This window comes from Streptomyces sp. NPDC057271, assembly GCF_042668715.1.
Classification (GTDB): domain Bacteria; phylum Actinomycetota; class Actinomycetes; order Streptomycetales; family Streptomycetaceae; genus Streptomyces.
In genome coordinates this window covers 9,828-22,339 of sequence record NZ_JBHUYJ010000001.1, presented here as the reverse complement: position 1 = coordinate 22,339, position 12,512 = coordinate 9,828, and the positions used below count along the sequence as shown (strand labels likewise).

General features: G+C 70.9%; 10 protein-coding genes. 3 read left to right on the top strand and 7 right to left on the bottom strand.

Annotation, left to right across the window (positions count from 1 at the left end; all coding sequences use genetic code 11):
- The 4 genes from ACFUJR_RS00095 to ACFUJR_RS00080 form a co-directional block, all read right to left on the bottom strand.
- Positions 1-1,242, bottom strand: a 1,242-nt coding sequence (locus ACFUJR_RS00095; protein ID WP_383450154.1) for a sugar ABC transporter permease, incomplete at its 3' end; no start/stop codon positions are given.
- Positions 1,239-2,018, bottom strand: a complete 780-nt coding sequence (locus tag ACFUJR_RS00090) for an ATP-binding cassette domain-containing protein (RefSeq protein ID WP_383169800.1) — start codon at positions 2,016-2,018, stop codon at positions 1,239-1,241. The genes ACFUJR_RS00095 and ACFUJR_RS00090, both read right to left, overlap by 4 nt.
- 103 nt (positions 2,019-2,121) lie before the next feature.
- Positions 2,122-3,204, bottom strand: coding sequence for a substrate-binding domain-containing protein (locus ACFUJR_RS00085; RefSeq protein WP_383169802.1), 1,083 nt, complete (start codon positions 3,202-3,204; stop codon positions 2,122-2,124).
- 83 nt (positions 3,205-3,287) lie between these two features.
- Complete coding sequence (locus ACFUJR_RS00080; RefSeq protein ID WP_383169804.1) at positions 3,288-4,217, bottom strand: EamA family transporter; 930 nt, start codon at positions 4,215-4,217, stop codon at positions 3,288-3,290.
- A gap of 80 nt (positions 4,218-4,297) precedes the next feature.
- Between ACFUJR_RS00080 and ACFUJR_RS00075 the strand changes: the two genes are divergently transcribed.
- The 3 genes from ACFUJR_RS00075 to ACFUJR_RS00065 all read left to right on the top strand — a co-directional run bounded on the left by ACFUJR_RS00075 (position 4,298) and on the right by ACFUJR_RS00065 (position 8,265).
- Positions 4,298-5,224 carry a LysR family transcriptional regulator gene (locus ACFUJR_RS00075; RefSeq protein WP_383169806.1) on the top strand — a complete coding sequence of 309 codons (927 nt, stop codon included), beginning with the start codon at positions 4,298-4,300 and terminating at the stop codon, positions 5,222-5,224.
- Positions 5,225-5,333: 109 nt separating this feature from the next.
- Positions 5,334-5,690 carry a VOC family protein gene (locus ACFUJR_RS00070; RefSeq protein ID WP_383169808.1) on the top strand — a complete coding sequence of 119 codons (357 nt, stop codon included), beginning with the start codon at positions 5,334-5,336 and terminating at the stop codon, positions 5,688-5,690.
- A gap of 178 nt (positions 5,691-5,868) precedes the next feature.
- A complete protein-coding gene (locus tag ACFUJR_RS00065; RefSeq protein WP_383169813.1) occupies positions 5,869-8,265 on the top strand; it encodes an ATP-binding cassette domain-containing protein in 2,397 nt (798 codons plus the stop codon).
- Positions 8,266-8,342: 77 nt separating this feature from the next.
- Here the strand turns inward: ACFUJR_RS00065 and ACFUJR_RS00060 are convergent, their stop codons facing one another.
- The 3 genes from ACFUJR_RS00060 to ACFUJR_RS00050 are packed head-to-tail and all read right to left on the bottom strand — an operon-like array spanning position 8,343 to position 12,252.
- Positions 8,343-10,409 (bottom strand): iron ABC transporter permease, encoded by a 2,067-nt coding sequence (locus ACFUJR_RS00060; RefSeq protein WP_383450152.1) that lies wholly within the window; start codon positions 10,407-10,409, stop codon positions 8,343-8,345.
- Between the two features lie 5 nt (positions 10,410-10,414).
- Positions 10,415-11,395 carry an iron-siderophore ABC transporter substrate-binding protein gene (locus ACFUJR_RS00055; protein ID WP_383181127.1) on the bottom strand — a complete coding sequence of 327 codons (981 nt, stop codon included), beginning with the start codon at positions 11,393-11,395 and terminating at the stop codon, positions 10,415-10,417.
- Positions 11,392-12,252, bottom strand: coding sequence for an ABC transporter ATP-binding protein (locus ACFUJR_RS00050; protein ID WP_383181124.1), 861 nt, complete (start codon positions 12,250-12,252; stop codon positions 11,392-11,394). Before ACFUJR_RS00050 ends, ACFUJR_RS00055 begins: the two co-directional genes overlap by 4 nt.
- Positions 12,253-12,512: the final 260 nt, after the last annotated feature.

The window sequence follows — 12,512 nt, the reverse complement described above, 5'->3', positions numbered from 1 at the left end:
CAGCAGGACGGCACCGGTGATCATGAACTGGACGGCGTTGCTGACGCCCATGATGTTCATGCCCGACTGGATCGACCCGATCACCAGCGCGCCGAGCAGCGCGGACCAGACCGAACCGCGCCCGCCGAACAGGCTGGTGCCGCCGATCACGGCCGCGGCGATGACGTTCATCAGCAGGTTGCCGCCACCTGAGGTCTGGCTCGCGGACTGGATCTGCCCGGCGAGGAAGAGGCCGCCGACCGCCGCCATGGTGCCGGAGATCGAGAAGACGGTCATCCGGATGAACGGCACGCTGATACCGGCCCGTCGAGCTCCCTCGATGTTGCCGCCGACGGCGAAGACCTGCCGGCCGTAGGTGCTGCGGCGCAGCACGAAGTCGATGACGACCAGCACGATCAGGAAGATCAGGAGCGCCAGCGGCAGCCCCTGGTACTGGTTGAGGATGTAGGCCGCGGCGAAGGCGATTCCGGCGATGACGACCGTGCGGATCACGATCTCGGCGATCGGCCGGAACGGCACCCTGGCCTTCTGGCGGCGCCTGGCGTCGAGGAGCGAGGCCGCCAAAAACAGCCCGACGCCGACGGCGGCCGTCGCATAGGCGGCTGCCGGGGAGTGGAAGATCGTCGAGTAGAGCTCGGAGACGATGCTCTCGCTCGGGATGTTGACCGTTCCGCTGGTACCGAGCACCTGGAGCATGAGTCCGTTCCAGGCCAGGTTGCCGGCGAGCGTGACGACGAACGCGGGCACGCCGACCTTGGCGAAGAAGAAGCCCTGGATGAGTCCGACGGCGGCTCCGCCCGCGACGGCGACCAGGAGTGCCAGCCACTCGTTCATGCCGTTCAGAACGTTGAGTACGGCGAAGATCGCGGCGCACAGGCCGCTGACCGAGCCGACGGAGAGGTCGATCTCGCCGAGCAGGAGGACGAAGACGATCCCGATGGCGATCATGCCCGTGCCGACGATCTGCTGGCTCAGGTCGGACAGGTTCTGTGCCGAGAGGAACGCGCTGTCCAGGGAGCCGAAGACCGTCCAGATGATCATCACTGCGATGACCACCGGAAGGGAGCCCAGCTCACCGCCGTGCAGTTTGCGCTTGAACTCCGCGAGGTAGCCCTTGACGCCCTCCTCCCGGACGATCAGCCGGGCGTCCACGGCGGGCGTGGCGTCAGGGGCCGGTTCCTGACCTGCCGCGTCGCCGGATCCCGGCGTGGAGGGGTCGTCCCGGCCTCGGTCGCGCCTCATCGCTCCTCCTCCCGCTTCCGGGCCTGACGGCGGGTCACGGCGCTGTCGGTGGCGCCGGTGATGGCGGAGATGATCTCCTCGGTGGTGGTGGAGCGCTTGTCGAAGAAGCCGTTGTTCCGGCCCAGGCGCAGCACGGCGATCCGGTCCGCGACCGCCATCACGTCCACCATGTTGTGGCTGATCAGGATGGTGCCGAGCCCCTGCTCGCGGAGCCGCTCGACGAGGTCGAGGACCTCGGCGGTCTGCTCCACGCCCAGCGCGGCGGTGGGCTCGTCCAGGATGACGACCTTCGGTTCGCCGATCAGGGAACGGGCGATCGCCACGGTCTGGCGCTGGCCTCCGGAGAGCGAGGCCACGGGGATCCGGACACTGGGGATGCGGATGGAGAGCGTGTCGAGCAGTTCGCGCGAGCGCTGTTCCATGCGGACCTCGTCGAGCACACCCCACCTCTTGATCTCACGGCCGAGGAAGAGGTTGCCGACGACGTCGAGATTGTCGCAGAGCGCCAGGTCCTGGTACACGGTGGCGATGCCCAGGGTCTGGGCGTCGTGGGGCCGGTGGATGGACACCGGCCGACCCTCCCAGGCGATGACTCCGCCGTCCGGCGGGTTCACCCCGGCGATCGCCTTGACGGCGGTCGACTTGCCGGCGCCGTTGTCGCCCACGAGGGCGACGACCTCTCCGGCATGGACCTCCAGGTCGAACTCCGAGAGAGCCTGGACGGCTCCGAACCGCTTGGAAATTCCCCGAAGACTGAGCACAGGTGTTCCGAGCACCGTCAACCGCCTCCTGCCGGGACCCCGTTGGACACGCCGGCGATCCTGTCCGGGTAGGGCTCACGCCGCGGGCGACCTCGCGGTCGCCCGCGCCGCGGGCTCCCTACTCCAGACCGGCCTCCGCGCAGGCGGCCGCGTACGTGGGCGTGCAGATCTCGTTCACCGTGTACAGACCGTCCTTGACGACCGTGTCGTCGATGTTGTTCTTGTCGACCACGATCGGCGTCAGCAGGTTGGCCGGAACCTCCTCACCGCTGCCGCTGGTGACGGTCGTGGGCACCAGGGACGCGGGAAGCTCCTTGCCCTCGGCCAGGTTGACGGCCATCGTGGCGGCGATGTCGGCCTCCGGCTTGTACGGCTTCATGATCGTGATGGTCTGGGTGCCGAGCAGGATCCGCTGGATGGCGTCGAGTTGGGCGTCCTGCCCGGTCAACGGCACGTTTATGCCGGACGCCTTGAGAGCGGTGGCGATGCCGGCGGCCAGACCGTCGTTGGCCGAGTACACGCCGACGATGTTGTCCTTGCCCAGCGCGCTGATCGCTCCCGACATCTGCTGGTTGGCGTTGTTGGGGTCCCAGTTCGGCGTGTCGTACTCCTTGCCGATGTCGACCTTGCCGTCGAGGACCGAGTGGGCACCGGCCTTGAACTCGGCGGCGTTGGGGTCGGTGGGAGACCCGTTGTGCATGACGATCTGGCCGCTGTCCGCCTTGTCGCCGAGCGCCTTCAGGAGCGCCTCACCCTGCAACTCGCCGACCTTGAAGTTGTCGTACGAGACATAGGCGTCGACGGGCCCCTGCGCGAGCCGGTCGTACGCGACGACCTTCACGCCCGCGTCCTTGGCCTTCTGCACGGACGACTGGATCGACTTGGAGTCCACGGCGTCCAGGATCAGCACCTGATTGCCCTTGGCGAGTGCGGTGTTGACCTGCTGTTGTTGAGTGGTGGGGCTCTCGGCCGCGTTGTAGTAGTCGATCTGGGCGTCGGGCGCCAGTTCCTTGATCTTCTCTTCGATGTACGGCCGGTCGAACTTCTCGTAGCGCGTGGTCTTGCTCTCGGGGAGGAGCAGGCCGATCTTGATGTCGTCCTGCGCCGCGGCGCCGGGCTGGGCGCTGCTGACGGAGACCGCTCCCAGGGAGAGGGCCACCGCTCCGACCAGAGCTATCGCGCCACGCAATGTGCGGGTCATAGGGGGCTCCTTCCGTACGCCCCCTTCCCTTCACCAGGTGAACGCGGGAGTCGAAGGGGAGTACTTATGGCCTTAATACGACATTAGCCGCAACTGGAGGACCGGCAAGCGGGTGACCGCGCCGGGCGTCGCCTCGGGGGGAGCTGGCCTGCGACGATGGCGGCGAGCGCGAGGCCGAACCCCAGCAGCTGGACCGGGCCCAGCGTCTGGCCGAGCAGCGCGGCGCCGAGCACGGCCGCGACCAGCGGCGAGAGCAGGACGAGCACCGCGACGGAGGTGACGGGCAGGGTGGTGAGGCCGCGGAACCAGAGGACGAAGGCGAGCAGACCGCCGACGCCACCGAGCCAGAGGTATCCCAGAGCGGCGGGCCCGTCGACGGCGGGGGGCGCGCCCTCGACGACCACGGTGAGAGGGAGCAGGAACAGGCCTCCCGCCGTGAGTTGCCACCCGGCGAAGGCGGCGGACCCCGCCTCGCCGGGCCGGCCCCAGCGTTTGGTGAGCGTCACGCCGAGCGCCATCGTGACGGCGCTGCCGAGGCCCGCCAGGATCCCGACGAGGTCGAACGCCGCGGCGGGCCCGATCACCACCAGGCCGACGCCGACCACGCCGACCACGCCCCACCCGAGCCGCCAGGCGGTGGGACGCTCCCGCAGGACGGCCACGGCCAGGCCCGCCACGACGAGCGGCTGGGCCGCAGCCAGGGTGGCGGCCACGCCGCCCGGCAGGCGCTCGGCCGCGACGGTCAGCAGCGGGAAGAGCAGCCCGATGTTGAGCACACCGAGCACCGCGGCCTTTCCCCACCACGCTCCGCGCGGCAGCGTCCGGCCGATCGCCAGCGCGATCAGACCGGCGGGCAGCGCACGCAGGAGACCGGCCAACAGCGGATGCCCGGGCGGGAGCAGTTCGGTGGTGACGACGTAGAAGGTGCCCCAGGAGGCGGGGGCGAGCGCCGTCAGGAGCGTACGGGAGAGATCGCCCCGCGGATGTCCGCCGGGGGCGGCCGAAGTGGTCATGTCCGAAAGTCTCGGACCGCGACGATCGATGAGTCCAACACATGTTTGTCAGCGGATCCATCGTGATTCACGATGGATCCGTGGATCTCCAGCAGATGCGGTACGTCGTCGCCGTCGCCGAGACGAACAGCTTCACCCGGGCCGCGGAGCGGTGTCTGGTCGTCCAGTCCGCGCTCAGCCACCAGATCGCGCGCCTGGAACGGGAGCTGGGCGCGCGGCTCTTCGACCGTACGAGCCGCCGGGTGCGGCTGACCCCGGCCGGAGCGGCGTTCCTCCCCGCCGCACGCCAGTGTCTGGACGCCGCCGAGCGCGCGGCCGCCGAGGTCGCGGCGGCGGTCGGAGAGGTACGGGGACGGCTCGCTGTCGGACTGATCCCCACCGTCGGCGCGGTGGACGTCCCCGGCGCGCTGCGCGACCTCCGCCGGCGGTACCCGCATGTGCGCATCGGCCTGCGGGTGGGCGCGAGCGAGGACCTCGCCGAGCAGGTCAGGCAGGGAGCGGTCGACGTGGCGTTCCTCGGCCTTCCGACCACGGCGCGGCCCCAGGGCGTCGCCGCCCACGAACTGGCCCGCGACCGGCTCGTCGCCGTGGTGGGTCCGGACCATCCCCTCGCCGGCGTCTCGGCGGTCGACCTGCGCACGCTCGCGTCGGAGGTGTTCGTGGACCTGCCGGCCGGAACGGCCGGGCGCGTCCAGTCCGACCAGGCCTTCTCGGCCGCCGGACTCCGCCGGGACGTCGCCTTCGAGGTCAGCACGGCGGACCTCCTGATGGCCCGGCTCGTCGCGCAGGGACTCGCCGTCGCCCTGCTCCCGGCCGCCTTCGTGCCTCAGCTCCCGGGCGTCACCGCGGTCGAGGTGACCGACGCTCCGACGCGCGTGGAGTACGTGGTCTGGAGCCACACCGGCCGCACTCCCGCGGCGGACGCGTTCCTGGCGCTCCTCGGCCTCCCGGATCCCGTCCCGGGACCGGTCAGGAATCGAGAAGCGCCCGCTCCGGGCCGCACGTAGCGTGGCTGTCGTGGGCGTCCGAGGTCCGCGGAGCGACTCGCCCGGACATCGGTTCCGTCCCCCACCACCCGCCACCGGGTCCCAGGGACCCACGACCCCAGGAGTGACCATGAGCGCCTCTTCCACGCAGGGCGTCAAGACCGTGCTGCACCCCGTGTCCGACCTCGCGAAGGCCAAGGCGGTGTACGCCGCGCTGCTCGGCGCCGATCCCCAGGTCGACGGGGAGTACTACGTCGGTTTCGAGGCCGGGGGCCAGCACATCGGGCTGGTGCCGGGCGGTGGGCCGCAGGGCATGACCTCGCCGGTCGCCTACTGGCACGTACCGGACATCGAGGCGAAGATCGCCGAGGTCACGGCCGCCGGTGCCACCGTGAGGGAGCCCGCGCACGACGTCGGCGGCGGCCGTCTGGTGGCCACCGTCACCGACGCCGACGGCAACGTCCTCGGGCTGGTCGAGGACCGGTGAGCGTCAGCGCCCCGGCCGCCGGGCGTTGCCGCCGGGGCACCGACGACGTAGAACCACGACGTAGCAGACGCAGCAGACTCAGCACCGGAGACGTACTCGCTCGACACCGCGGGGATCGAGCCCGGGCGACATCGACGGAGACCGCGCACGCGGCCCCGCCCTCATAGATGGAGACACGATCAGCATGGCCACGAGGAAGGGCGCGCGGCCGACGGCGCCGCACGATGCCGACAGCCACGACGTGATCCGCGTGCACGGCGCACGCGAGAACAACCTCAGGGACGTCAGCATCGAGATCCCCAAGCGCCGGCTGACGGTGTTCACCGGGGTCTCCGGCTCGGGCAAGAGTTCGCTGGTGTTCAACACGATCGCCGCGGAGTCGCAGAGGCTGATCAACGAGACGTACAGCACCTTCGTCCAGGGCTTCATGCCGACGCTCGCGCGCCCCGAGGTCGACGTGCTGGACGGCCTGACGACCGTGATCACCGTCGACCAGCAGCGGATGGGCGCCGACCCGCGCTCGACCGTCGGCACCGCGACGGACGCCCACGCGATGCTGCGCATCCTCTTCAGCCGGCTCGGTAAGCCGCACATCGGGCCGCCCAGCGCGTACTCCTTCAACACCGCCTCGGTCCGGGCGAGTGGGGGCATCACCGTCGACCGCGGTGCCGCCAGGACGAAGACCGTGAAGGCGACGTTCCAGCGCACCGGCGGTATGTGCACGCGCTGCGAGGGCCGGGGCAAGGTCTCCGACATCGACCTCACGCAGCTCTACGACGACTCCAAGTCGCTCTCCGAGGGCGCGTTCACCATCCCCGGCTGGAAGTCGGACAGCCAGTGGACCGTGCAGCTCTACGCACAGTCCGGCTTCGTCGACCCGGACAAGCCGATCCGCAGGTTCACCAAGAAGGAGATGCAGGCCTTCCTCTACGGAGAACCGACCAAGATCAAGGTGAACGGCATCAACCTCACCTACGAGGGACTGATCCCCAAGATCCAGAAGTCGTTCCTGTCCAAGGACAAGGAGTCGATGCAGCCGCACATCCGGGCGTTCGTGGAGCGCGCGGTCACCTTCACCACCTGCCCCGAGTGCGACGGCACCCGGCTCGGCGAGGGCGCCCGGTCGTCGAAGATCAAGCGGATCTCCATCGCCGACGCCTGTGCGATGGAGATCCGGGACCTCGCCGAATGGGTCCGTGGTCTCAAGGAGCCGTCGGTGGCTCCGCTGCTCGCCTCGCTGCAGCGGACGCTGGACTCGTTCGTCGAGATCGGCCTCGGTTATCTGTCGCTCGACCGGCCCGCGGGCACGTTGTCGGGCGGTGAGGCCCAGCGCGTGAAGATGATCCGTCACCTCGGCTCCTCGCTCACCGACGTCACGTACGTCTTCGACGAGCCCACCATCGGGCTCCACCCCCATGACATCCAGCGGATGAACGACCTGCTCCTGCGGCTGCGCGACAAGGGCAACACCGTCCTCGTCGTCGAGCACAAGCCCGAGGCGATCGCGATCGCCGACCATGTCGTCGACCTCGGTCCCGGCGCCGGTACGTCGGGCGGCACCGTCTGCTTCGAGGGCACGGTCGAGGAGCTGCGGGCCGGTGACACGATCACCGGTCGTCATCTCGACGACCGGGCCGCGCTCAAGGAGTCGGTACGCACGCCCTCCGGCACGCTGGAGATCCGCGGCGCGACGGCGAACAACCTGCGGGATGTCGACGTCGACATCCCGCTCGGCGCGCTGGTCGTCGTCACGGGTGTCGCCGGCTCCGGCAAGAGCTCCCTCGTGCACGGGTCGATCCCGGCCGGGGAGCCCGTCGTATCGGTCGACCAGACGCCGATCCGGGGCTCGCGGCGGAGCAACCCGGCGACGTACACGGGTCTGCTCGACCCGATCCGTAAGGCGTTCGCGAAGGTCAACGGCGTCAAGCCGGCACTCTTCAGCGCCAACTCCGAGGGTGCCTGCCCCACCTGCAACGGCGCCGGGGTCATCTACACCGACCTCGCGATGATGGCGGGCGTCGCCACCCCCTGCGAGGACTGCGAGGGGAAGCGGTTCCAGGCGGAGGTGCTCGGATACCGCCTCGGCGGCCGCGACATCAGCGAGGTGCTTGCGATGTCGGTGACCGAGGCCGAGGAGTTCTTCGGTTCCGGCGACGCGGCCACGCCGGCCGCGCACAAGATCCTGGAGCGGCTCACCGACGTCGGGCTCGGCTACCTCACGCTCGGCCAGCCGCTGACCACCCTGTCCGGCGGCGAGCGGCAACGGCTCAAGCTGGCCACCCACATGGGCGACAAGGGCGGTGTCTACGTGCTCGACGAGCCCACCACCGGCCTCCACCTCGCGGACGTGGAGCAGCTGCTCGGCCTGCTCGACCGGCTCGTCGACTCGGGCAAGTCGGTCATCGTCATCGAGCACCACCAGGCCGTCATGGCGCACGCCGACTGGATCATCGACCTCGGCCCCGGCGCCGGCCACGACGGCGGGAAGATCGTCTTCGAGGGCACGCCGGCGAAACTCGTCGCCGACCGCTCCACCCTCACCGGCGAGCACCTCGCGGCGTACGTCGGGGCCTGAGCGGGACACGACGCGACACGGGCCCCGTCGCCGCCGGAGGGCGGAGGCGGGGCTCGTGTCGCGTCGGCACGTCCGCGTCAGCGGCGGCTGCGGACGAGCAGGTAGAGGAAGTACGGCGTCCCGATCACCGCGGTCATCATGCCGGCACCGAGCTGGGCCGGGGCGATCACCGTACGGCCCGCGAGGTCCGCCGTGCAGACGAGTACGGCGCCCAGGAGGACCGCGACCGGCAGCACGCGCGCGTGCTGCCTGCCCACGAGGGCACGGGCAGCGTGCGGGGCGACGAGGCCCACGAATCCGATCGTGCCCGCGGCGGCGACGGCGGTGGCGCTGAGCAGGACGCTCAGGACCAGGAAGCCGAGCCGACCGCGCGCCACGCCCAGGCCGAGGAGGCGCGGGGTGTCCTCGTCGAGTGACAGGAGGTCGAGTTCGGTACGCCGCAGGGCCGCGGTGACGACACCCACGGCGAGCACGGCCGCCAGCGGCGCCACGTCCGGCAGGGTCCGCCCGTAGGTGGAACCGGAGAGCCAGGTGAGCGCCTTGGTCGCGTTGAACGGGTCGGTGAGGACGATGAGCAGGCTAATGAGCACGGCCGTACCGGTGTCGACGCCGAAGCCGACCAGGACGAGCCGGTTCTGCTGGAAGCCGCCGCGTGCGGCCAGCCCGAAGACCACGACCGAACTGATCGCGGCACCCACGAAGGCGGCGCCCGCCACGCTCCACGAACCGGCGAGCGGAACGGTCGTGACGAGGAGTACGGCGCCGAGCGCGCCGCCGCCGGAGACGCCCAGGGTCGCGGGCTCGGCGAGCGGGTTGCGGGTGACGGCCTGGACGAGCGTTCCGGCCAGGGCGAGTGCCGCGCCGGCGAGGAGCGCCGCGAGGACCCGGGGCACCCGGCTGTCGAGGATGAACGAGACGGTCTGACCCGCCCTGCCCTGCGCCCAGTTCATGACGTCGCCGAGGAGCAGCTTGCTGTCGCCCAGCAGGACGGCGGCGATCGTCACGCCCACCAGCACCGCCACCAGTACGGCGGTGGTGGTCAGGAAGACCGCCCGGCTCCGGATGCGCAGCCGGTCGGCCGCGGCGGCTCCGGCGGTGTCACGGGCCCGGGTCGCCATCGCGATCAGGAAGACGGCGCCGACCAGGCTGGTGACGACACCCGTGGGCACGGCGACCGCCGTGTCCGCGGGCACGATGGCGCGCAGCAGCACGTCCGAGCCCAGGACGAGGGCGGCGCCGACGAGCCCCGCCACCGGAAGTCCGGCCCGCGCGCGGGAGAAGCCGCGGACGCGGCGGACGAGCGGGCGCACCAGGGCGGGGGCGCACAGACCGACGAAGCCGATCGGACCGGCCAGCGTGACGGCCGCCGCGGAGAGCATCGCCGCGAGCACGACCGCCGTGACGCGTGTGGAGCGCACGGGCACGCCGAGGCCGCGGGCCGCGTCGTCGCCGAGTGCCAGCGCGTCGACCCTGCGGGCGACGAGCAGCAGCCCGACGAGGCCGAGGAGTCCGATCGGTGCCATCTGCAGCACGCCGTCGAACCCGTTCTGGGAGATGCTGCCCTGGTTCCAGGCGAAGAGGCCCTCGGTCTGCTGGGGGAACAACAGGAGCAGCCCCTCGGTGAGGGCGGTCAGGCCGAGGGTGAGGGCGCTGCCGGCGAGCACCAGCCGCACGGTACCGGCGCCCAGGCCGGAGAGTCCGAGGACGACGGCCGCCGCCGCGAGTCCGCCGACGAACGCCACGCCCGAGGAGGCGAGCAGCGGGAGCGAGACTCCGCTGACGGCCGCCAGCCCGAGGGCCAGGTAGGAGCCCGCGTTCACCGCGAGGGTGTCGGGCGAGGCGAGCACGTTGCGGCTGACGGCCTGGAGGGCGGCGCCCGCCATGCCGAGCACGGCGCCGACGAGCAGCCCGGCGGCCATCCTCGGCAGGCGCGAGGCGATGACGACGGACGCGTCGGACGGGTCGGACCGGCCGGTGAGGGCCTTCCAGACCTCGGGCGCGCCGACGGAGGCCGTGCCCTGGGTGATGTCCACGAGGGCGAAGCACGCGACGAGGAGGAGCAGTGCGGCCGTCACCGCGGCCGCGCCCGTCCGGGACGCGGCCGCCGACGGAAGGGTGGCGGAGGAAGGTGCGGTGACGGCCATGGGGGTTACTTCGTCAGCGCCTTGACGACGGAGTCGACGTACTGGTTCATCGACTCGGTTCCGCCGAACATCCAGATGCCGTCGGGCAGCCGGTGCGTGTCGCCCTTCTTCACGAACGACAGCGAGGTCCACACCTTGTCCTTCTTCAGGACGCCGTCGAACGGGGTGCTGCTCGGGTCGCCGTTGTTGCTGATGTACGCGAAGTGCGTGCCGTCACCGAGCTTGGTGAGGCCCTCGACGTCGGTGGTGCCGAGGCCGTAGGCCGGGTCGCCCTCGACCGTCCAGGCGTTCTTCAGGCCGAGCTTCTCGTTGACGGCGCCGATGAGCGAGCCGCTGGTGTAGGGGCGGATCGAGACCTGGTTGGAGACGACGTAGCCGTCGGCGAAGGCGTACGGCTTGCCGGCCAGTCCGGCGTCGGCCAGGGCCTTCCTGCCCTGGGCGAGCTTCGCCTCGAACTCCGTCTTGAGCTTGCCGGCCTTCTCGGTGGTGCCGGTGGCCTGCGCGATGAGGTCGAGGTTCTTCGTCATCCGGCCGATCGGGTCGGCCGCGTCGGCCGCCTTGACCTCCAGGACAGGGGCGATCTTCCGCAGCTGCTTCACGGCGGCCGGCGGCAGGTCGTTGGTGGCGACGATGAGGTCGGGCTTCAGACCGGCGACGGTCTCCACGCTCGGCTCGCCGCGCGTGCCGATGTCCTTGGGGTCGTTCTTCAGCGGGACGGCGGTGTTCCACGTCTTGTAACCCTTGACGTCCGCGACGCCGACGGGGTCGACGCCGAGGGAGATCAGGGTCTCGACGACGTTCCACTCGGTGCCGACGACGTTCTCGGCGGGTCCGTCGAGGGTCACCTTCACGCCGGTGGAGTCGGTGAGGGTGATGGGCTCCGCGGACTTCTTCGCGTCGTCCTTGGCGGGCTCGGTGGTCCCGCAGGCGGTCAGGGTGAGCGCCGCCGTGGTGGCGACCGCGGCGGTGAGGAGGAGGCGTCTCATGAGGTGGTGCTGAGCCTTTCGCTTCGCGTGTGATGGCGGCCGATGGCGCGGGTGCGCAGCCGGCCTGTCGTGGGGTCGGTGTCGATCTCGATGCGGATGCCGTACGTGTCCGTCAGCCGCGGTGCGGTCAGGACGTCTTCGGGGCGGCCTTCCGCGATGATCCGTCCCGCTCGGAGCAGCACGATCCGGTCGGCGACGGCAGCGGCCTGGTCCAGGTCGTGCAGGACGACGCCGACGGCGATGCCGTGGTCGTCCGCCAGGTCGCGGATCAGGTCGAGGAGTTCGATCTGGTACCGCAGGTCGAGGTAGGTCGTCGGCTCGTCGAGGAGCAGCACGCCGGTCTCCTGGGCGAGGCAGCCCGCGAGCCAGACCCGCTGGAGCTGTCCTCCGGAGAGGAACTCGGCGCCGCGGTCGGCGAACTCCTCGACGCCCGTCATGCCGAGCGCGCGGTCCACCGCCGCCCTACCGCCCGGGTCGGCCCTGCCCCAGCGGCCGCGGTACGGGTAGCGGCCGAACTCGACGACGTCCCGTACCGTCAGGCCGCTCGGCGTGGGGCGACCCTGCGTCAGCAGGGCCACACGCCGCGAGAACTCGCGGGGCGTCAGGGCGAGGCCGTCCGTGTCGGCGTCGATGGTCAGCGTGGCGCTCCGGGGCCGCTGCAGACGGGCGATCGTCCGCAGGAGCGTCGACTTCCCGCTTCCGTTCGGCCCGACGAGTACGGTCACTTCGCCGGGTCGCAGCGTCACGGACGCGTCGTGCACGACGTCGACACCGTCGTAGGCGACGGTGACCTCTCGGGCCGACAGGGCGTGACCGCGCACGGCTGTGGCCTGCGGGCTTTCTTCACCAACTCTCACGCCGCACAGGTTAGCCTAACCTAATTAGTACTGAGCACCGGGTGTTTCGGGGCTCGGCCGGGACAACCCGGGCAAGGTGGGTCGTCTTCGGCCAGCCTCGTGATGAAGGTCCACGGCCCCGATCGGGGGATGCGGGCCGGGGGGGGGGGGGGCCCACGACCCCCCAACCAAAGGAGGGGAGGGGGGGGAGGGGGGATCGCCCCCGAGACCGCAGACAAAAGGCCGGACCCCGCCCCTTCTCCCCACTCGCGCCCCCCCCC

Bases quoted from the DNA above. Each gene is read 5' to 3' on its own strand.
- ACFUJR_RS00070 (WP_383169808.1), top strand. From the start codon at position 5,334: ATGAGCGCCTCTTCCACGCAGGGCGTCAAGACCGTGCTGCACCCCGTG.
- ACFUJR_RS00080 (WP_383169804.1), bottom strand. From the start codon at position 4,217: ATGACCACTTCGGCCGCCCCCGGCGGACATCCGCGGGGCGATCTCTCC.
- ACFUJR_RS00060 (WP_383450152.1), bottom strand. From the start codon at position 10,409: ATGGCCGTCACCGCACCTTCCTCCGCCACCCTTCCGTCGGCGGCCGCG.
- ACFUJR_RS00055 (WP_383181127.1), bottom strand. From the start codon at position 11,395: ATGAGACGCCTCCTCCTCACCGCCGCGGTCGCCACCACGGCGGCGCTC.
- ACFUJR_RS00085 (WP_383169802.1), bottom strand. From the start codon at position 3,204: ATGACCCGCACATTGCGTGGCGCGATAGCTCTGGTCGGAGCGGTGGCC.